At 71.0% G+C, this 20,939-nt stretch carries 15 protein-coding genes; 10 read left to right on the top strand and 5 right to left on the bottom strand.

Annotated elements, in window-relative coordinates; genetic code table 11:
- Window positions 1-182 precede the first annotated feature (182 nt).
- Complete coding sequence (locus AB0B97_RS10455; protein WP_357492435.1) at window positions 183-5,174, top strand: hypothetical protein; 4,992 nt, start codon at window positions 183-185, stop codon at window positions 5,172-5,174.
- 38 nt (window positions 5,175-5,212) lie between these two features.
- Here the strand turns inward: AB0B97_RS10455 and AB0B97_RS10460 are convergent, their stop codons facing one another.
- Together AB0B97_RS10460 and AB0B97_RS10465 are read right to left on the bottom strand one after the other, a co-directional pair.
- On the bottom strand, window positions 5,213-5,632 hold the full coding sequence (locus AB0B97_RS10460; RefSeq protein ID WP_357492437.1) for an ASCH domain-containing protein: 420 nt from the start codon (window positions 5,630-5,632) through the stop codon (window positions 5,213-5,215).
- Between the two features lie 29 nt (window positions 5,633-5,661).
- Window positions 5,662-6,414 (bottom strand): glyoxalase, encoded by a 753-nt coding sequence (locus tag AB0B97_RS10465; protein WP_357492439.1) that lies wholly within the window; start codon window positions 6,412-6,414, stop codon window positions 5,662-5,664.
- 164 nt (window positions 6,415-6,578) lie between these two features.
- Here AB0B97_RS10465 and AB0B97_RS10470 point away from each other — a divergent pair, with 164 nt between their 5' ends.
- From AB0B97_RS10470 to AB0B97_RS10485, 4 genes are read left to right on the top strand one after another with little or no spacing between them, the layout of a single operon-like run.
- Window positions 6,579-7,505 (top strand): hypothetical protein, encoded by a 927-nt coding sequence (locus tag AB0B97_RS10470; protein ID WP_357492441.1) that lies wholly within the window; start codon window positions 6,579-6,581, stop codon window positions 7,503-7,505.
- A complete protein-coding gene (locus AB0B97_RS10475; RefSeq protein WP_234582807.1) occupies window positions 7,502-7,954 on the top strand; it encodes an ABA4-like family protein in 453 nt (150 codons plus the stop codon). The genes AB0B97_RS10470 and AB0B97_RS10475 overlap by 4 nt, the downstream gene beginning before the upstream one ends.
- Before the next feature lie 5 nt (window positions 7,955-7,959).
- Complete coding sequence (locus AB0B97_RS10480; RefSeq protein ID WP_357492443.1) at window positions 7,960-9,213, top strand: histidine kinase; 1,254 nt, start codon at window positions 7,960-7,962, stop codon at window positions 9,211-9,213.
- A complete protein-coding gene (locus tag AB0B97_RS10485) occupies window positions 9,210-9,836 on the top strand; it encodes a response regulator transcription factor (RefSeq protein WP_357492445.1) in 627 nt (208 codons plus the stop codon). Before AB0B97_RS10480 ends, AB0B97_RS10485 begins: the two co-directional genes overlap by 4 nt.
- Before the next feature lie 3 nt (window positions 9,837-9,839).
- Here AB0B97_RS10485 and AB0B97_RS10490 read toward each other — a convergent pair whose 3' ends face one another.
- The 3 genes from AB0B97_RS10490 to AB0B97_RS10500 all read right to left on the bottom strand — a co-directional run bounded on the left by AB0B97_RS10490 (window position 9,840) and on the right by AB0B97_RS10500 (window position 17,777).
- On the bottom strand, window positions 9,840-11,630 hold the full coding sequence (locus AB0B97_RS10490; protein ID WP_357492447.1) for a gamma-glutamyltransferase family protein: 1,791 nt from the start codon (window positions 11,628-11,630) through the stop codon (window positions 9,840-9,842).
- 70 nt (window positions 11,631-11,700) lie between these two features.
- The gene (locus AB0B97_RS10495; RefSeq protein ID WP_357492449.1) at window positions 11,701-15,732 is read right to left on the bottom strand and encodes a discoidin domain-containing protein; all 4,032 of its coding nucleotides are present in this window, start codon (window positions 15,730-15,732) and stop codon (window positions 11,701-11,703) included.
- Window positions 15,733-15,851: 119 nt separating this feature from the next.
- On the bottom strand, window positions 15,852-17,777 hold the full coding sequence (locus AB0B97_RS10500; RefSeq protein ID WP_357492451.1) for a Na+/H+ antiporter NhaA: 1,926 nt from the start codon (window positions 17,775-17,777) through the stop codon (window positions 15,852-15,854).
- Between the two features lie 169 nt (window positions 17,778-17,946).
- Here AB0B97_RS10500 and AB0B97_RS10505 point away from each other — a divergent pair, with 169 nt between their 5' ends.
- From AB0B97_RS10505 to AB0B97_RS10525, 5 genes are all read left to right on the top strand, one after another.
- Window positions 17,947-18,345 (top strand): YbaB/EbfC family DNA-binding protein, encoded by a 399-nt coding sequence (locus AB0B97_RS10505; RefSeq protein WP_357492453.1) that lies wholly within the window; start codon window positions 17,947-17,949, stop codon window positions 18,343-18,345.
- Window positions 18,332-18,652 carry a type VII secretion target gene (locus AB0B97_RS10510; RefSeq protein WP_357492455.1) on the top strand — a complete coding sequence of 107 codons (321 nt, stop codon included), beginning with the start codon at window positions 18,332-18,334 and terminating at the stop codon, window positions 18,650-18,652. Before AB0B97_RS10505 ends, AB0B97_RS10510 begins: the two co-directional genes overlap by 14 nt.
- A 134-nt stretch (window positions 18,653-18,786) precedes the next feature.
- On the top strand, window positions 18,787-19,962 hold the full coding sequence (locus tag AB0B97_RS10515) for a WXG100 family type VII secretion target (protein ID WP_357492457.1): 1,176 nt from the start codon (window positions 18,787-18,789) through the stop codon (window positions 19,960-19,962).
- The gene (locus AB0B97_RS10520; RefSeq protein ID WP_357492459.1) at window positions 19,959-20,351 is read left to right on the top strand and encodes a hypothetical protein; all 393 of its coding nucleotides are present in this window, start codon (window positions 19,959-19,961) and stop codon (window positions 20,349-20,351) included. Before AB0B97_RS10515 ends, AB0B97_RS10520 begins: the two co-directional genes overlap by 4 nt.
- Window positions 20,352-20,485: 134 nt before the next feature.
- Entirely contained in the window at window positions 20,486-20,833 is a 348-nt protein-coding gene (locus AB0B97_RS10525) for a hypothetical protein (protein WP_357492461.1), read from the top strand.
- The last annotated feature ends 106 nt before the right edge of the window (window positions 20,834-20,939 follow it).

Here is a 20,939-nt window from a genome sequence, read left to right on the forward strand (position 1 = left end):
CCGTGTTCACTGAGGATTTCTCCAACGAGAGCGCGGTCGCGGCGCCTATTCGCATTGGCTCCTACACCGGCTCGCCGGGTTCGGTCTACGTGCCTGGGCCGGGTGGCAGCGGCGCGGACAGCGAAACCTACACGGCGGACCCCGCGTGGAGTCCCGGCGCGGGCGCGTGCAACGGCTGGATCATGCGTTCGGACTCGCCGCTGCCGCCCAACGGTGGCAACCCGCCGGTCACCAACAACGACCAGTGCGGGCGTTCGGCCGCATGGAGCCGGCTGCAGGAAATGGCACGCGACATGGGGCTGTTTCAGGGGCAGAGCCCGGAGGTGGCAGCCACCAACCAGGTACTGACCGAGTACAGCAATAGTCCGACAGGCGCACAGGCCGCCGGATTCCAACTGGAGACCGACAGCAATACCATTCCGGCGATCGGCGGTCACTTCTATGCGGTTTCGGCGATCTTCGCCGAGCGGAACTGCACGGTTCCCTCCGCGCAGCGGGCACGCCTTCGCTTCGATCTGCTTCTCAACGGGGCACCGACCGTACTCGCCCAGAATCTGAGCCCGTGCACCGATCCCACCGCCGTGATCATCAACAACACCTGGGTAGCCAAGCTGCAATCGACGGCGTTGCAATTGTCAGTCGCTGACACACCGACGCTTGGCGTACGCCTCTACAACGCGACCGCGACGGGCATCGGCAACGACGTCGCGTTCGACCTTCCACAGATCGTCGACGTGACCCCGCAGCTGGACAAGGCCTTCAGCCCGACCACGATAGGGCAGGGCCAGACTTCCACGCTCACCTTTACCGTCACCAACACCGACGATCTGCAAGCCAAGAACGGGATGAGTTTCACCGACAACCTTCCCGGCAATGTGACCGCCACCGGCGTCAACAGCACGACGTGCTCGGGAGCCGCCGTGACCGCGCCCGCCGGCGCCACGTCCGTCGACTTCACCGGCGATATCGGACTCGGTGTCGCCTCGTGCACGATCTCCGTCCAGGTGACCAGCAACGTGGTCGGCTCGTACACCGACACCGGATGCGTCGCCCCGGACGGCTCGACGATCCCTGGCTGTGAGAGCAACTTCCCCACCATCGTCGGAATCAACCCGCCCGGCGCCACCACCCTCACCGTCATCCCCACGGTGGATCTGGCGGTGACCAAGACCGGAACTCTGAATCCGTACGTGCCGGGTGCACCCCTGACCTACACCGTTGCCGTTACCAACGCCGGCCCGTCCGATGCTGTCGGGGCGACGGTGACCGATCCGCTGCCCGCGCCGCTGGCCGGGTTCACCTGGACCTGTGAGGCGTCCGCCGGCAGCACCTGCGCCGCGTCCGGCACCGGCAGCATCGACGACACCGTGACCGTGGCGACCGGGGGGACGCTGACCTACACGATCACCGGGACTGTGCCGTCGGGCACGACCGGCGACCTGACCAACACCGCCACCCTGACTCCACCGGCAGGCGTCTCGGACCCGGACTGCACGCCGAGCTGCCAGTCCACGGTCGTCATCCCCGCGACGCTGGCAGTTGATCTGGCGATCGTGAAGACCGCGACCCCCAACCCGTACGTGCCAGGGGCGCCCTTCTCCTACACGGTGACGGTCACCAACGGCGGCCCGTCCGACGCGGTCGGCGCGACGGTGACCGACCCACTGCCCGCGCCGCTGTCCGGGTTCACCTGGACCTGCGAGGCATCCGCCGGCAGCGCGTGCACCGCCTCGGGCACCGGGACCATCACCGACACCGTTACGGTCCTGGCCAGCGGAACGCTCACCTACACGATCACCGGCACCGTGCCCTCGGGCACGACCGGCGACCTCACGAACACCGCCACCCTCACCCCACCGGACGGCGTCACCGATCCGGACTGCACCCCCAGCTGCCAATCCACGGTCATCACGCCCGCCGCGCTGACAGTTGATCTCGCCATCGTGAAGACCGCGACCCCCAACCCGTACGTGCCAGGGGCGCCCTTCTCCTACACCGTGACGGTCACCAACGGCGGCCCCTCCGACGCCGTCGGCGCGACAGTCAGCGACCCACTGCCCGCGCCCCTGGCCGGGTTCACCTGGACCTGCGAGGCATCTGCCGGCAGCACGTGCGCCGCCTCGGGCACCGGCAGCATCACCGACACGGTCACCGTCCTGGCCGGCGGAACACTCACCTACACGATCACCGGAACCGTGCCGTCGGGAACCAGCGGCGACCTGAGCAACACCGCCACCCTCACCCCACCAAGCGGGGTCACCGATCCGGACTGCACGCCGAGCTGCCAATCCACGGTCGTCACCCCCGCCGGACCAGTCGTGGACCTGGCTGTGACCAAGACCGCGACCCCCAACCCGTACGTGCCGGGGGCGCCCTTCTCGTACACGGTGACGGTCACCAACGGTGGCCCGTCCGACGCCGTCGGCGCGACAGTTTCCGACCCGCTGCCCGCACCACTGGGCGGGTTCGCCTGGACCTGCGAGGCGTCCGCGGGTAGCACCTGCACCGCCTCGGGCACCGGAACCATCACCGACACCGTCACGGTCCTCGCCGGGGGGACGCTCACCTACACGATCAGCGGAACCGTGCCCTCGGGAACCACGGGTGACCTGACGAACACCGCCACCCTCACCCCACCCGCCGGTGCCACCGACCCGGACTGCACGCCGAGCTGCCAATCCACAGTCGTCACCCCCGCCACGCCGACAGTTGACCTCGCCGTCGTGAAAACACCGACTCCCAACCCGTACGTGCCGGGTGCACCTCTGACCTACACGGTCACCGTCACCAACGGCGGCCCCTCCGATGCCGTCGGCGCGACAGTGGCCGATCCACTGCCCGCGCCCCTTTCAGCGTTCACCTGGACCTGCGAAGCATCTGCCGGCAGCACCTGCACCGCCTCGGGCACCGGCAACATCACCGACACGGTCACCGTCCTGGCCGGCGGAACCCTCACCTACACGATCACCGGCACCGTGCCCTCCGGCACCACCGGCGACCTGACCAACACCGCCACCCTGACTCCGCCAGAGGGCGCCTCAGATCCGGACTGCACCCCCAGCTGCCAATCCACGGTCGTCACCCCCGCCGCACCCACTGTGGATCTCGCCGTCGTGAAAACGGCAAGCCCGAACCCGTACGCGCCCGGTACAACCCTGACCTACACGGTGACGGTCACCAACGGCGGGCCGTCTGACGCCGTCGGCGCGACTCTTTCCGACCCGCTGCCCGCACCACTGGGCGGGTTCACCTGGACCTGCGAGGCATCCGCGGGCAGCGCGTGCGCCGCCTCCGGCACCGGGACCATCACCGACACCGTCACGGTCCTGGCCGGCGGAACGCTCACCTATACGATCACCGGCACCGTCCCCTCGGGCACGACCGGCGACCTCACGAACACCGCCACCCTCACCCCACCGGACGGCGTCACCGATCCGGACTGCACCCCCAGCTGCCAATCCACGGTCATCACGCCCGCCGCGCCGACAGTTGATCTCGCCATCGTGAAGACCGCGACCCCCAACCCGTACGTGCCGGGGGCGCCCTTCTCCTACACGGTGACGGTCACCAACGGCGGCCCGTCCGACGCCGTCGGCGCGACAGTTTCCGACCCGCTGCCCGCGCCGCTGTCAGCGTTCACCTGGACCTGCGAGGCGTCCGCCGGCAGCACCTGCGCCGCCTCGGGCACCGGGACCGTCACCGACACCGTCACGGTCCTGGCCGGCGGAACGCTCACCTACACGATCACCGGAACTGTCCCGTCGGGAACCACCGGCGACCTGAGCAACACCGCCACCCTCACCCCACCCGCCGGCGTCCTCGATCCCGACTGCACACCGAGCTGCCAGTCCACGATCGTCACCCCTGCCGCACCCACTGTGGATCTCGCCGTCGTCAAGACCGCGACACCCAACCCCTACGTGCCAGGGACGCCCTTCTCGTACACCGTGCGCGTCACCAACGGCGGCCCCTCCGACGCGGTCGGTGCGACACTTTCGGACCCGCTGCCCGGACCGCTGTCAGCGTTCACCTGGACCTGCGAGGCGTCCGCCGGCAGCACCTGCGCCGCCTCCGGCACCGGCAACATCACCGACACCGTCACCATCCTGGCCGGCGGAACACTCACCTACACGATCACCGGAACCGTGCCCTCCGGAACCACCGGCGACCTCACCAACACCGCCATCCTCACCCCACCAGCCGGCGCCAGCGACCCGGACTGCACGCCCAGCTGCCAATCCACAGTCGTCACCCCGGCCGGACCAGTCGTGGACCTGGCGATCGTGAAGACGGCAACTCCGAGCCCGTACGTGCCGGGTGCATCCCTGACCTACACGGTCACCGTCACCAACCGCGGGCCATCCGACGCCACCGGCGCGACTGTGACAGACCCGCTCCCCGGACCGCTGTCAGCGTTCACCTGGACCTGTGAAGCATCCGCCGGCAGCACCTGCGCCGCCTCCGGCACCGGCAACATCACCGACACCGTCACCATCCTGGCCGGCGGAACACTCACCTACACGATCACCGGAACCGTGCCCTCGGGCACCACCGGCGACCTCACCAACACCGCCATCCTCACCCCACCTGCCGGCGCCAGCGACCCGGACTGCACGCCCAGCTGCCAATCCACGGTCGTCACCCCCGCCGGACCGGTCGTGGACCTTACTGTCGTGAAAACGGCGACACCGGACCACTACGCGCCGGGCGCACAGGTGACCTTCACGGTGACCGTCACCAACGGCGGCCCGTCCGACGCCGTCGGCGCGACCCTGACGGATCCGCTGCCCGCGCCCCTGGCCGCGTTCACCTGGACCTGCGAGGCATCCCCGGGCAGCACGTGCACCGCCTCCGGCACCGGCAGCATCACCGACACCGTCACCGTCCTGGCCGGCGGAACACTCACCTACACCATCAGCGGAACTGTGCCATCGGGAACGACCGGCGAACTGACCAACACGGCCACCCTGACCCCACCGGCGGGCGTCTCAGATCCCGACTGCACGCCGAGCTGCTCGACGACCGTGGTCCTCGCTGGGCCTGTTCCGCCCATGCCGGTCACGGGCAGCCGTCTGACAGCCCTCGCGACACTCGGGGCAAGCGCCGCTGCTCTCGGTGTCCTGCTGGTTGCCGGGCTGGCCCTGGTACGCCGACGCACCCGCCGCGAGTCCTGACCACGGCCGACGGGACGCGCAGGACGGAGATCGCCCGCTCAGACGGCGTGCACCAGCCGGAAGCGCTGGGCCACCACCAGAGTGTCGTCGTCGACGGTGAAGTCGGGGTCGCCCAGCTCGGCGCGGACCTCGGCGCTGTGCCAGAACGCCTCGTGCCCGGCCCTCCACTGCGCCACCGACTCGTCCCCCTCGCCCTCGTCGAGGGCGTGCCGCAGATCGATGTCGCCGAGTCGGACGACCCGCACGTCGGTCAGTTCGATCACGGCGACCCGCTGGCCCGCGGAGTTCACCACTGCCGACTGCTGGCCGACCTCGGGCAGTGGCTCGTTCGCTCGCTCGTAGCCGACCAGAAGGGCGGACGTGGAGGTTTTCGCTCCGGTGAGGATCGCCGCCACGAGCCGGTCCCGCAGGGGACCCGGAAACGCGAACTCGACAGGTGGAAGATCGTCGAGTTTCATGAGCGGAGCATACCCACGGACACTGAACATCAGGCCTCCTGAGGTCGCCACCACGGTTCGAGCAGAGCCGGGTCGGCGACGAAGCTCCTGACCTGCGCGCGCTCCGGCTCGGTCAACGTGAGCGCGCGCAGCTGGGCACCCCATTCGGGCACCCGGTCGGTCTTGCCCAGCGCCACCGACAGTTCGATCAGCCCGGCGAGCGCCGTCGCCTGCTCGACCGTCGGAGCGTGCTCGGCACGGCGGCGCATCCCTGAGTCCAGCGCCCGGTAGGCGGCCCGGTCGTCCATCTTGAACTCGCGCAGGATCCGCGCGTTGTCGAGCACCCGGGCCAGCCCCTCAAGCTCGGACGACCCGCCGTACTCCATATCCTGCGGCTCGTCGCGCTGGATGAAGACGACGGTGTTGCCCGACGGGTCGACGACGCTGAACCGCGACGCCCCGGCACGGTAGCGGGTGATCCGGGGCACCCCCTTGGCCAGCACCTTGCCGTACGCGCCGCGCATCGCGTCGACGAACGCCGCGTGGTACGGCGCTACCGCGTCGACCATCACCAGGCAGCCACCGGTCTGCTCCTTTGCCGGGTCGAGGCCCTTCGGTGCTGGCCCGTAGTGCAGGGCGAACCCGCTCCACTGGACGACGAGATAGACGTACGGCCGCATCTGCTCGTAGGTCACCTCGAAGCCGAGCGCACGCCAGAAGGCCAGGGTCTCCTCCGGCGCCGGGCAGGGCAGCAACGGCACTGTGGTCTCGTTCGGCTGGACACGGTCCTCATTGGTCGTCATCGTCACTCCGGTCCGCTCGGCAGGCCGGCCATTGTGCCAGCACCGGCGGCGCTGCGGGCGGATCCCGCCTCCTACCCGGGGAGGAGGCGCGCTCCGACCCGGGGCCGCAACCGGGGCCCGCGGTCGGACGCGACAGGCGGGATCGGTCACGAGCATCTACAGGCATGACAACCGTTCTGCGTCGGGCGACACACTGGAACCGCCCCCTCATGATTCTCGTCTGCGCGATGGCGGTGCTCGCCGTCGTCGCCATGGTCGGCATCCTCGTCGACCCACGCGTCCTCACCGGGGCGCCGATCTGGCTCAAGCCGTTCAAGTTCGCGGTGTCGTTCGTGCTGTACGGCGCTACGCTCGCCTGGATGCTCACCCTGCTGCCCCGGCGCAGCCGGATCGCCGAAGGAGCGGTCACGGTCATCGTCGCGGTCGCGGTCCTGGAGAATGTCTTGATCGTCGGCCAGGTGCTGCGCGGGCAGACCAGCCACTTCAACGACAGCACCCCGCTGAACGCCGCCCTGTTCGCGGCGATGGGTGCGGCGATCATGGTGCTTTTCCTCGCGCACCTCGTCCTCGGCATCGTCGTACTGATCCGGCGGATCCCCGACCGGGTCGCCGCGACCGCCGTCGGGTGGGGACTCGGCCTGTCCCTGCTGGGGATGCTCGCGGCGGTACCGATGGCGCTGCCGATGCAGGACCCGGGCATCGAGGGCATCTCCGGGGCGCACAGCGTGGGCGTTGCCGACGGTGGGCCGGGGCTGCCCGTGGTCGGCTGGAGCACCACGGGCGGCGACCTGCGGATCGGGCACTTCGTGGGCCTGCACGCCCTGCAGGCCCTGCCGATCCTGGCGATCCTGCTGACCCGGTTCGCTACCCGGCTCGACGCGCGCACCCGCGTCCGGCTGCTGGTCATCGCGGGCGGCGCGTACGGCGTACTCACGATGCTGTTGACCTGGCAGGCCCTGCGCGGGCAGCCGCTGCTGCGCCCGGACGCCCGCACGCTGGTCGCCGTCGCGGCCCTGGTGGTCGCGACGGCGACCGCCGGCGGCCTGGTCCTGGCCCGTCGGCGCCGCCCGGAACTGGCGCTCGCGGCATGACCGCGACGCTGTTCTCCCTGACGTTCGCGGTGGCCGCGCCGTTCTGGGCGCTGATGATCCTGGCGCCGCGGTGGTCCTGGACCGCCCGGATCATCGGCTCACCGCTGATCGTGCTGCCCGTCGTGGTGATCTACGCGCTGCTGGTGGTCCCGGCGTTCGGCGAGGTGCTGCCGGCCGTCGCGTCGCCGACCCTGGCCGGGGTACGCGAACTGCTCGGGACGCCCGACGGCGCGGCGGCGGGCTGGGCGCACCTGATCGCGTTCGATCTGTTCGTGGGCCGCTGGGCGTGGTTGGACAGCCGGGAACGGGGGGTGCCGGCGCTGGTCATGGCTCCGGTGCTGGTGCTGACCATCCTGCTCGGGCCGCTCGGCCTGGCCGCCTACCTGGGCGTACGGACGCGGTGGCGGCAGCCGGCGGTCGCAGCCGCCGACCGTGAGCACCTAGGCTGACGACCGTGGGGTGGCGGGGACGACTGTTCGACACGTGGGACGCACGCGTGCGGATGGTGCTGCTCGACCTGAGCGGGTTGAGCTATCTGCTTCTGGTGCCCCACTCCGGCCCCGGGCCGACGCCGACGCAGTGGACCCTCGCGCTGGCCGCGTTCGCCGTGGCGCTCCTGGCGTACCGCCGGCCGGTGGTCAACCTCGTGGCGCAGGCCGCGCTGCTGGTGGCTGCGATCTGCCTGATCGACGACATCACGATCAACCAGGTCGGGGCGAGCTGGGCCCTGCTCGAGGTCACCATGCGAGCAGGTCGCGCCCGCACCATCTGGTTGAGCGCCGGGCTGCTGGCCGTGGTCGACCTGACCGACTCGATAGGCGACCCGCTGCGCCAGGTCGCTTCCGGCGTCGTCGGACTGGCCCTGGAGGTCGGCGTGCCGGTGCTGCTCGGCCTGGTCATCCGGACCAACCGGGAGCTGGGCCGGCAGGCCGTCGAGCGGGCGCTTGCCGAGCAGCGGCGGCGCGAGTCGGAGAGCCGCGCGGCGCGCGCCGACGAACGCAGCGCCATCGCCCGCGAGCTGCACGACGTCGTCGCCCACCACGTGGCGTCGATGGTGCTGCGGGTCGGTGTGGCCCGGCACGTCCTCACCGACCTGGACCCCCGGGTGGACGAGGTGTTCGACGACGTGCACGGCACGGGCACCGCGGCCCTGGCGGAGCTGCGCCGGCTGGTCGCGGTGCTGCGCAACCCCGACGGGGTACGCGGTGACGCCGCGCTGACCGCGATCGAGCCCTCGGCGCTCCCCTCGGCGCTCGGCGCTGCCGTCGACCGGGCCCGCCAGGCCGGCATCACCGTCGAGGCCGACATCGACGCGGCGATCGGTTCCCTCGACGCGGTACGTGGCCTGGCGGTGCTGCGGTTGACCCAGGAGGCGCTGACCAACGTGGCACGCCACGCCGGGCCGGCCGCGCGGGCGCACCTGGTGGTGGCCCTGCGCGACGGGGCGGTGCACTGGGAGGTCACCGACGACGGGGGCGGCGTCGACGGCGACAGCGCGCCGACGCCCGTGCCGGCCGGCGGCGGCCACGGCATCACCGGCATGTCCGAACGCGTCGAGGTGCTCGGCGGCCGGCTGGAGGCGGGCCCGACGGGCACGGGCTGGCGGGTGCGGACCGTCCTGCCGAACACGCTCCCCGAGACCGCCGCCGATGCGGCGCCCCGGGCCCGCGCGGCCCCGGCCGGAACACCCACCCGGAGGCCGGCGTGATCCGCGTCCTGCTGGTCGACGACCAGCACCTCATCCGCGCGGGTCTGCGCATGCTGTGCGACGCGCAGCCCGACATCGAGGTCGTCGGCGAGGCCGACAACGGCCGCGAGGCGGTGGTCCTCGCCGCGCGGCTCCTCCCCGACGTCGTCGTCATGGACCTGCGCATGCCCGGCGTCGACGGAATCACCGCGACGTCGCGGATCCTCGCCGAGCGTCCCGCCACCCGGGTGCTGGTGCTGACCACGTTCGGCGACGACGACCACCTCTATCCCGCGCTGAGCGCCGGGGCCTGCGGCTTCCTACTCAAGGACGCGCCCCCGACCGAGCTGCTGGACGGCATCCGCCGGTCCGCCGCGGGCGACAGCCCGTTCACCCCGGAGGTGCTGCACCGCCTCGTGCAACGCGCGGTGCACGCCCGCGCCGAGCCGCCCCGACCCGTGCAGGGGCTTACCGCCCGCGAGCAGGACGTGCTGACCCTGGTCGCCGAGGGTCTGTCCAACAGCGAGATCGCCGAACGCCTCCACATCGGCGTCACCACCGTCAAGACCCACATCACGAGCCTCATGACCAAGACCGACAGCCCCAATCGCGTACGCCTGGCGCTGTTCGCGCGCGGCGCCTGACCGCTACCGGCCGCAGGCGTAGCCCTGCATACCTCTCGGGTTCGCGCCTGCGGCCAGCACGCCCGTGCCCGGGTCCCGGCTGACGGCGCAGAGCCGGCCCAGACTCCACGCGTCGACGAGCCGCACCTCGTGCCCGTACGCCCGCAGGGCCGTCACCACGTCGGCGTCGAACCGGTCCTCCATGAGCAGGACGCCGGGCTCCGAGTCGCGGGGATAGAACGACGCCGGCAGGCTGACGGTGTGCCACGCGGGCGCGTCGATGGCCTCCTGGAGGTGTTGACCGCCGACGAGGTGGCGCAGCAGGAAGGGCACCTGCCACTGGTCCTGCTGGTCACCGCCGGGCGTGCCGCACGCCAGGACCGGCTCGCCGTCACGGTGCACCATCGTCGGGCTCAATGTGGTACGCGGTCGGCGGCCCGGTACGAGCGACGACGGCAGCCCCTCCTCCAGCCAGAACATCTGCAGCCGACTGCCCAGCGGAAAGCCGAGTTCCGGGATCGTGGGCGAACTCTGCAACCAGCCACCACTGGGCGTCGCCGAGATCATGTTGCCCCAGCGGTCGACGACGTCCACGTGGCAGGTGTCGCCCCGGGTCACCCCGTCGGAGCGCACCGTCGGCTCCCCCGTGGTCGGGTCCGGCGCGTCGACGCGGCTGCCGGCGCCGCGTCGGACGTGGGCCGGCAGGCGCGGTTGCGCCCCGGCGGGACGCCCGGGTCGCAGCTCGGTCGACGCGCGGTCACCGATCAACCCCGCGCGCTCCCGCGCGTACGCCGGGGAGAGCAGCGCGGTGGCGGGCACGTCGGCGCTGTCGCCGTACCAGGCCTCGCGGTCGGCGAAGGCGAGCTTGAGCGCCTCGACCTGGGCGTGGACGCCGGCCGCGGTGGCCGTGTCGTACGCGCCGTCGTCGTTGCGCGCGTCGAGGACGGCCAGCGTCTGGAGCAGCACCGGGCCCTGGCCCCAGAACCCGGTCTTCGCCACCGAGTAGCCCTGCCAGTCGAGGGTGGTCGGGGCCTCCCAGGTCGCCGAGTACGCGGCCAGGTCGTCGCCCGTGACCAGCCCCGCATGTGCGCGGCCGCTGGAGTCACGGAACGGCCGCCGGCTGAACTCGTCGATCGCCTCGGCCACGAAGCCCGTACCCCAGGCTCGGCGCGCGGCCTCGATCTGGGCCTCCCGGTCGCCGCCGGCCGCCTGCCCGGCCTCGACGAGTCGGCGCAGCGTGCGCGCGTACGCCGGGTTGGTGAACCTCTCCCCCGCCGCCGGTGGCCGGCCGTCGCGCAGCCAGAGCTGGGCGGACGTCGGCCAGTGCTCCTCGAACAGCGACCGCACGGCCGCCACAGTGTCACCAACCCTGCCCACCAGGGGGTGGCCTGCGGCGGCGTAGCCGATCGCCGGCTCCAGCACGTCGGCGAGGGTGAGCGTGCCGTGCTCGCGCAGCAGCAGGAGCCACGCGTCCACCGCGCCGGGCACGGCTGCCGCGAGCGGGCCGGCCCCCGGGATGAGATCCATGCCGAGGGACCGGAAGTGGGCGATGGTCGCGGCGGCCGGCGCCGGGCCCTGCCCGCACAGCACCTTCGGGCGAGGATCCGCAGCGGTCGCCACGATGGCCGGCACCTCGCCGCCCGGGCCGTTGAGGTGGGGCTCGACGACGTGCAGGACGAACCCGGCGGTCACCGCGGCGTCGAAGGCGTTCCCGCCGCGTTCCAGGACCCCCATCGCGGACTGGCTGGCGAGCCAGTGCGTCGACGACACCATGCCGAAGGTTCCCTGCAGGGTCGGTCTGGTGGTGAACGTCATGACAACACCTCACTGGGGGTCCGGTGGCGCTGGGAAGCGGCTCCGGGCAGCCGCTCCCCAGCGCGCAATGCTAGGGCGTGCCGTACGCCTGGGCGGTGACGGTGGCCTGGCGGGCGAGGCCCGGCCGCGCCGGCCAGGAGATCCCCACCTGACGTGTCTCTCCCGGCAACAGCCAGAAGTAGTTGTCGTCGTAGCGGGCCGGGAGGATCCGGTCGCCCCGCTGGTCGCGGACGGCGAGCCGGATCATCGCGGCGACCGTACGGCCCTGGTTGCGGACCGTCGTGGTGACGGTGTTGCGGCCGTCCACGACGCGTACGGAGCTGGTCGACGTCACCAGACGAGGGCTCGCCAGGGTGTTGAGCGCCCGCATCTGCTCGGCCTTGTCGTAGCGCCAGTAGGTGTTCTCCGCGACCAGCCGGTCACTGCCGTCGCGCAGCTCCAACCGGACCAGGTGCAGTCCACCGCCGTCCGGCGCGGCGACGGCGAACACGGGAGTCGTCGACGAGCGGGCCACGTCCACCCGCTGGCGCTGGGCGGCACCCAGCGAGCGGCCGTTGAGGTCGTACCGGCGGGCGGTGACCGTCACGCCGGTGAGGGCGGCAGTGGTGTGGTTGACCACCCGTGCCTGCCAGGTGCCCGGGTCGGCCTGGACGTGCACCGGCTCGCACCCCTTGCGGGCGCCGTAGTAGGCGCCGTTGACGTCGAGGTCGTAGTCGTAGGTCTGCCAGACCGTGCTGTGCCACGCCGGGTGCGACATCCACAGCAGCAGGCCGGTCGCGTCCTGCCACAGGTTGGCGTTCCACGCCTCGAACATGGCGCGGTGGCTCTCGTAGTTGACGAACTGCGCCCGGGCGGCGAACTCGTCGAGCGAGCCGGACGCGCCGAGCCGGGCGTCGATCGCCGCCTGGTACGTGCCGACGCGCTGGTTACCGATCGTCGACCAGTCGTGGTAGTTCCACACCTCGCCGATCGGCCACTCCGGTGCGTCGCCGACCAGGTTGCGCATGCTCTCCGCGACCGACACCACAGGCATGCCGATCTCGGTGTGGAAGCCGAACGAGTCGGCCTCGTAGATCGTCTCGTCGGTGTAGGTAGTCGGGTCGACCCAGCCGTACGGCCCGCGCCCGCTCACGATGCCGCTGGCGGAGTTGGGGATGTAGAGGATCTCCGGGTGTTCGGTGGCGACGGCCTGCTTGAGGCCGGCGTCGACGATCGGCGGCGGGTCGCCCTCGTTGGCGCCGCACCAGATGACGATGCTCGGGTGGTGACGGAAGCGCCGGATCGTGTCGGCGGCGATGTCGACGTAGCCGGGCGGGTTGGGCAGGAAGCCGCCGGCCTGCCAGAAGTCGTTCCACACGAGGATGCCCTGCTCGTCGCAGGCCCGGTACAACTCCTCGCGGTTGCTGCTGCCCAGCCAGTTACGGATCATCGTGAAGTTCATGTCGCGGTGCATCTCGACCGTGTCGGCCAGCCGGTCGGGCAGCACCCGGCGCAGCAGCTCGTCCCAACCCCAGTTGCCGCCCCGGGCGAACACCGGCACGCCGTTGACGCTGATCTTCAACTCGGTGATCTTGTTGCTGACCGCCTTGACGTCGGTCCACCGCTGCCCGTCGTCGGACACCTGGATGACGAAGTCGCGGGCGTACGCCTGCTCCCAGACGATCGTCACCTGGTCGAAGGCGACCGGAGCACCGAGGTCGACAGCGATCCACTGGTTGTCCTCGAACGCCGACGACCACCGGGTACGCGGGTTGCCGTCGACGGCCCGCTCCGGCCCGTTGGAGTCGCCGTCGGACGACGACGCGGTGGCCGTCCCGTGCAGGGCCAGGTCGACGCCCGGCTCGGCCTGGCGCTGCACCGAGAGCGCCCACATGGACACGCCCCACGACGTCACCCGCGCGCCGGTCTGGATGCGCAGGTGCCGGGCGGTCTGACTGGCGAACGTCTCGACCTGGGTGGCGCGGCTGCCCAGCGGGGTGTCGTTGCTGACGGCCTTCACGTCGGTCCAGGCGTTCCCGTCGGCGGAGACCTGGACGCGGTAGTCCAGGGCGTACGCCTGCTCCCAGACGATGGTGACCCGGTCGAAGTCGGCGGCCGCGCCGAGGTCGACCTGGATCCACTGGTCGTCCTCGGCCCGCGAGGCCCAGCGGGTCGCGGGGTCACCGTCCACGGCCCTGGCGGGCACGTTGGTGTCGTTCTCGGACGACGACGCGGTCGCGTCGCGCCCCCGGGCGAGGTCCGGGCCGGCGCCGTCGGCCACCGACAGCGCGTACATCGAGATGCCCCAGCCGGTGGCGCGCTGGCCGGCCTGGATGCGCACGTGTCGGGCGTGCTGCCGATCGAAGGTGACGGTCTGCGTGGCGGCGCCGTCGACGAAGTCGAGCGGGGGCTGGCCGGGCGGGGAGATCACGATCGGCTGGTGCCAGTCGTAGCCGAACTCGCGGACACCGAAGCGCAGCTCGCGCCGGTCGCTGACCGCGCGCTTGACGGTGGCGGTGAGCGTCAGGTCGTACAGGTGGGGCTCGCCGTAGCCGTTGGGCCACCAGAGGCGGGGCTTGGCGAGGCGCAGGGCCCCGAAACGCTCCGGGGTGAAGGTGACCGTCGCGGATCCGTGCCCGGCGAGGGTCACTGTGGACTCGACGCGTACCTTGTCGAACTCCGCGCGCACGGTGACGGTGGTCGCGGTGGCCGTGGCGTTGCGCACGGGCACCCGGATGGTGACCTCGGCCGTGCCGGTGTCCGGCAGCTTCGGCAGCGTGGTCTCGACGTGCGGGTCGCCGACGACCACCGCGCCGGTGCTGCGCAGCCGCACGTGGTCCCACAGGCCGGTGACCCGGTCACGGACGGCGGGCATCCAGTCCCAACCGGACACCGCCAGGTAGGTGGGCGCGTCGAGGTAGTGGTGGGCCGACTGCAGGAAGGTACGGCCGTCGGCGCCCTTGTCGCCGGGGGTGCCGGGGTGGGGCATCGGGGTGACCCGCACGGCCAGCACGTGGTCGCGGTGGCCCGCGAGAGCGTCAGTGATGTCGAAGGCGGCCCGCGCGAACGGGTGCTTGACGCTGCCGACCCGCACGCCGTTGACCCAGACGGTGGCCTCGTGGTTGATGCCGTCGAACTCCAGCCAGATCCGGCGGCCGGCGGAGGTGTCCAGGCCGCGTGGCAGCCGCAGAGCCCGCCGGTACCACCAGGTGTGCCGCGACAGCGCCTCCGGGATGCGCAGGTTGTTGAAGCCGGCGACCGGGTCGGGCAGGTGTCCCTGCTCGACCAGGGTGCCCAGCACGGTGCCGGGCACTGTCGCCGGCAGCCAGGAGCTGACGTCGACGCCCGCGCGGGACAGCTCGGCGCCGTCGGTGGTGCCCGCGAAGTCGTCCATCGTCAGCGACCAGCCCGATTCCAGCGCGACAGTGCCGTCCGGGGCCACCGTGAGCTCGGGGGTCCGGCCGGTGTTGCCTCCCTCCCAGCTCGTCCAGCCCGCGGCCCTCGGGCGAGGGGACAGGGCGACGCCGTAGACCTGCAAGCCGTTCAGGCCGACCGGGTTGCTGTTCGACCGTGCGGTGACGGTCATCCGGACCCAGCGCGCGGTGACGGGCTGCGCGAGCTTGATCGCCTGCACACCACCCGGACCGTCGCTGGTCTCGTACACCGACCGCCAGTCCTGGCCGTCGATGGAGACGTCGATGCGGTACGCCTTCGCGGCGCTGGAGAGGATCTCGTCACCGTCGGTGTCGGTGTAGTTGCCGTCGAACGGTCCGTCGGCGAGGGTCGCTTCGAAGACCAGGGTGACGGCCTCGACGCGGCACTGCGCCTGAAGGTCCACCGAGATCCACTGCGGATCGCCGTTCGCCGCGCGCCATCCGCTGCCCCGTACGCCGACCTGGGGCAGACCGTCCACGGCGAACGCGGCGGGCGTCGGCGCGTAGTCGGTCGAGGAGACCGACACCGGGCGGTACCTGGCGAGATCGGTGGGCGACGGGCCGCCGGTCTGCGGCGCGGCGGCGCTGGCGGCCACGTCCGGCAGGACGGCACCCACCCCGACCGACGCCAGCAGCGTCGCTCCGGCGGAAAGGAAGGTACGCCGCGAAACGGGCGATGGCTCGGACATTGCGCCTCCAGGGATGGCAACGTTGTCAGATGGCGGGGAAGTCGGTGACAACGTTGTCAGATGGTGGCCTGATGTTCCTCGGGAGTCAAGAGCCCGCGTCCTGTCCACTCGGGAGCGGGCTAGCTGTCCTGGCGCTGGCCACGCTCGCGACGGTGGTACTCGGGCTGGAGGCGCACGCTCGCGAACGCCGACTTCACCGCCGCCGAGAGCGCGGCGATGTCGTACGCGCCGTGGTGGCGCCGGCCGTTGATGAAGAACGTCGGGGTGCCGGTGACGCCGCTGAGGTCGGCGGAGTCGACGTCCTCGGCGATCCGGTCGACGCCCATCCGCTTCGCCATGTGCTCCCGGAACCCGTCGAGGTCCAGGTTGAGCTGCTCGGCATAACCGAGCAGCTCGGCGGGACCGAGCGCGTCCTGATGGGCGAGAAGCAGATCGTGCATCCCCCAGAACGCGCCCTGTTCACCCGCCGCCTCGGCGGCCTCGGCGGCGAGCTGCGCGTGCGGGTGCACGTCGGTGAGCGGCAGGTGCCGCCAGACGTACCTGATGTTGGCGAAGTCGGCAAGCAGTTCCCGGACCACCGGCTCGGCCTGCCCGCAGTAGGGGCACTCGAAGTCGCCGTACTCGACGACAGTCACCGGCGCGTCGAGCGATCCGCGCATGTGGTCGCGCTCCGGATCGACAGGCAGCTTCAGGTCGACGATGGCCTCGGCGACGCCCAGCAGCCCGCGCGCACGCCGTGCCGGCGAGAGCCGGGCGATCCAGCGGAACACCAGCCAGGTGACAACTGACGCACCGACGGTCGCCACGAGGATGCCGAGCTTCGCCTCATCCAGGGCGGGGCCGCTCAGGGCGTGGGTGGCGATCAGGAGCGCGACGGTGAACCCGATGCCGGACACCGTGCCGACCCCCGCGACGGCGAGCCAGCCGACCGGAGGCCGGAACCGGTTGCCGCTCAACCGGGCCACCAACCACGAGGTGGCCACGATCCCGGCCGGCTTCCCCACGACGTACGCGACCACGACGCCGAGCGTGACCGGGGAGGTAACGGCCCTGGTCAGCAGCTCCCCGTCGATCACGATCCCGGCGTTCGCCAGGGCGAAGAGCGGCACGATCACGTAGCTCGCCCACGGGTGGTAGAGCGTCTGCAACCGCTCGTTCGGCGACAGCGCCGAGGTGAGCCCGGCCTGGGCCATGCGGGCGAGCTGCGGGGTGGGCTGTTCCCGGAAGAGGCGGAACTGGTCACTGGCCCGCTGCAGGTCGCCGCGACCGGGAGCGTAGGCGTAGCTCAGCAACCCCATCACCAGGCCCACCGCGACCGGGTCGACACCGGACTCCGAGACGGCGACCCAGGCCGCCACCCCCAGCAGCGCGTAGACCGGCCCGAACCGCACGCCGACGCCCCGGACGAGCAGAACGACACCGAAGATCGCCGCCGCGACGAGCAGCGCCGTCGGCGAGGGGTGTTCGGGGTACGCGATCGCCAGCACCGCGATCGCCACCACGTCGTCGACGACAGCGACGGTCAGCAGGAAACCCCGCAGCCGATCCGAGAAGCGCGGCCCGAAGACGGCCAGCGCGCCGAGCGCGAGCGCGGTGTCCGTTGCCATCACCGCGCCCCAACCCGCCGCGGTGGGACGCCCGGCGTTGATCGCCAGATAGATCCCGATCGGCAGGAGCATGCCGCCGAACCCGGCCAGCATCGGCAACGCCAGTCGCCGCCGTTCCCGCAGCTCGCCGATGTCGAACTCGCGTCGCAACTCCAGCCCCGCGACCAGGAAGAAGAACGTCATGAGACCGCTGTTGACCCAGGTGCGCAGGTCGTGTGTCAGGTGCCACTCGCCGAGCTGGACGGAGAGGGAGGTGCCCCAGAGCGACTCGTACGACGACACGTCCAGGTTGGCCCACACCAGGGCCACCACCACCGCGACGAGCACCACCCGTGCTCCGCCGGTCTCGGTGCGCAGGAACGCGCGCAGCGGAGCGTTGACCCGTCCCTGCCAGGCAGTTCGGGCGGACCACCCCCGCAGCGGATTGTTGCTCGTCACGGAGGCAATCTTCCTGGACGTGACCGTCTCCTGGCCCGGATTCGGGTACGAGGCGAACGTCTCTCCTGGCTGGTCCGGCAACCGGGGCATACACGGAACGCCACCGGTTGGTAGCGTACCGGTGATCTCGCTGGCGGTGGCCGGCGGTGGTCCCCTGGGGAGGGTCAGCATGTGGGCGGACGACGCTGCGCTCGACGCGGCGGGGCGCCGGCTCGACGAGTGGGAGTCGTCGCTCGCCGAACGGGCGGAACGGGCGAAGACGTTGTCGACGCGGATGCGGGAGCTGACCGGCACCGCCCACACCCCCGATCGGTCGGTCCAGGTCACCGTCGACTCGGCTGGCCTGCTGATCGACCTGCAGCTCGACGAGCGCACCCGGCAGCAACCCGCGGCGCGCACCGCCCAGCAGATCCTGGACACCACGAGAGCCGCGCGCGCCGACCTGCTGCGGCAGGTCGCCGACGTGACCGCGGAGTCCCTCGGCGACGACGCGAGCACCCGGGCCATCATCGACTCCTACCGCAGCCGGCTGAGCCACGATCAGGGGTCCAGCGATGCCCGGCGGTGACGGCATCCAGGTCGACCCGGACGACCTGACTGCCCACGCGGCCCGCCTCGACCGCTGCGCCGGCAGCCTCGACACCGCCCAACAGGCCGGCCAGCACGTCCGGTTGGGCACCGACGCGTACGGTCAGCTCTGCGCCCTGATGCCGACGCTGCTCGACGGCCTCCAGCGGACCCTGGTCGACGGCATCGGCGCCGCCGCCGCGTCGGCACGGGACACCGCCGGCAAGCTGCGGGCCGGGGCAGACCACTACCGAAGCTCCGACGCCCACGCCAAGCACCTGCTCGACGAGGTGCGGCAGCGCCCGTGACGTCCAACCCGCTCGTCGCCGCCGCAGCGGACACCCCGCCCAGCGCCTGGGCGGGTGTGTGGATCTGCGAGGACATCGAACTCATCGCGCAGGGCGTCCGCACCGGCAGTTGGATCGACGGCAGCCTCGGCGTGGTGAGCGCGGGCCTCGACGCCCTCGCCTTCGTCTCCGACCCGGTCGGCGCCCTGCTCCAGTACGGGATCGCCTGGCTCATCGAGCACGTCAGGCCGCTCAGCGAGGCGCTCGACTGGCTCGCCGGCGACCCCGCCGCGATCACCGCACACGCCCAGACCTGGCGCAACGTCGCCGCCTCGCTCCACGAGGAGGCAGCCGAACTGACCCGCTCCGTCCGCGACGACGTCGCCGGCTGGGGCGGCAGCGCCGGCCCCGCCTACCGCGCCTGGGCCGCCGAACAACAACAGGCCATCACCGGCCTCGCCCAGGGCGCCGACACCATGGCCGCGATCACCGAAGGCGCCGCCGGCCTGGTGGCCGCCGTCCGGCTCCTGGTCCGCGACGCCATCGCCACCTGCGTGGCCCGCCTCATCACGTACGCGGGCGAACTCGTCGTCACCGGCGGACTTGCCGCACCACTGGTCGTGGAACAGGTCTCGACGCTGGTCGCGTCCTGGGGTGCGCGGATCGCGCGGCTGCTGCGGGGACTGCTGGCCAGCCTGCGCCGGTTGATCCCGGAGGTACGCCGGCTCGGCGACCTCATCGAAAAACTCAAGCAAGCCCTCGGACGACTCACTCGACTCGGGCCGGCCGACCGGATGGGACAGCGCCGCGACTGGGCCGACCCGAGGGCTCGGCCGCTACCGCCCGAAAGGATGCCCGATTCCTACCTCTCCGCTGGGGATCCGGTTTACTACTCCGATCGCTCCACGGGAGTTGGCTACGACGAATTGACGATGCGGAACTTTGACAAGGCGCGGCCGCTGGATGGACACCATGACGTCGTCGTACACGGCACCGACCAGGGATACTTCGTCCCGGGCAAGGTCTCAGCAGACGGAGCGCACATGGACGGCAACGCCACCAACGCGGCTCAGATCGCCGCCGCGGTTCGGGACAATCCCGCCTACGATGGTGGCCCCCTCCGTCTGGTTTCCTGCTATGCCGGCACGGTCAAGCCCGGATCCGACGCGACGCCACTCGCTCAACAGGTCGCCGACGAACTCGGGGTCAGCGTGCTCGCGCCAACGGCCCGAGTGGGAACCCAGCGATGGGCCGCAGAGCCCCAACCGCCAGTCGTCGAGAGCGGCGGCTCCTGGGAGGTCTTCGTACCGCGAGCGAAAGGTCAACGATGAAGACTGTGGGGTTCTTTCGAGAACTAGGACCAAACCAGACCGAGGTGTACGCGGAGAGCATCCACGCGCACGTCCACGCGGAGTCACTGCCCGACGCCGCACAGGTCGAAGACTATCTACGTCATGGACATGGCCTCATCGACGTCATGGGCGCGGAGATCGACGTCCTCGGCAGTGGCCGACACCTTGTCGGAGGCGCATCGGTGCTGACGGACGGCGAGTGGTTGTGGCGCGACGACCTCCGCTACTACCTGGCCACATACCGCGTGCAGCTGCCCACGGAATTTCTGCAAACAGTGCGTGGCAATCACTACCGCGTGCCCGATCTCCGGGAAGATCAGCTTCGGCTGGCCGGCGAGGAAGCGACACGAATCCTTGGATACCACTGACAGACCGACCAGGGCTTGGCCCCAGAACCTGACCAAGAAACGCCTACACGTTTCGCAGTTCACCCGCCTAGTTGACCGAGAGCGCACGGTTCATCAGGACCGACCGTCGGTCCGCGAGTATTCATCGTGGGGAGATGATGGCTGGCCTCATCGTGCTAAAGCCCGGCGTCGACTGGATCTCGTCGGGAGGGTTGTTCGACTGGACGCTGGAGTTCCTGATCTCTCGTCTCTCTGACAGACAGACCGCTAAACACTTGCAGGAGATCGTCGACAACAACCTCGGCTCGTTACCGGTCGGCGACCTGTCCGCTGCAGCACAGCTGGAGATCGTGAGTCATTGGCGAAACGACCTGGTGACAACTGGCGAACTGCAACTGCCGGAGACCGAGCACAAGGTCGACGTCATCCACCATCTTCAGGAACTGGTGGACGCAACCTACTCAGCCGGGTTCCCCGACTCGAGCACTCCTGGTAGTCGATGACGCTGTGCGGTCCCCTCACCGCAGGAGCATCTGGGCCGGGTACGAGCTCTTCGACCTCATCGAAGTGGCTGCGGTCGTGGATGGGAACTGCCCCGAGGAGCGCTCG

Source organism: Micromonospora sp. NPDC049004, assembly GCF_040649315.1.
Classification (GTDB): Bacteria; Actinomycetota; Actinomycetes; order Mycobacteriales; family Micromonosporaceae; genus Micromonospora.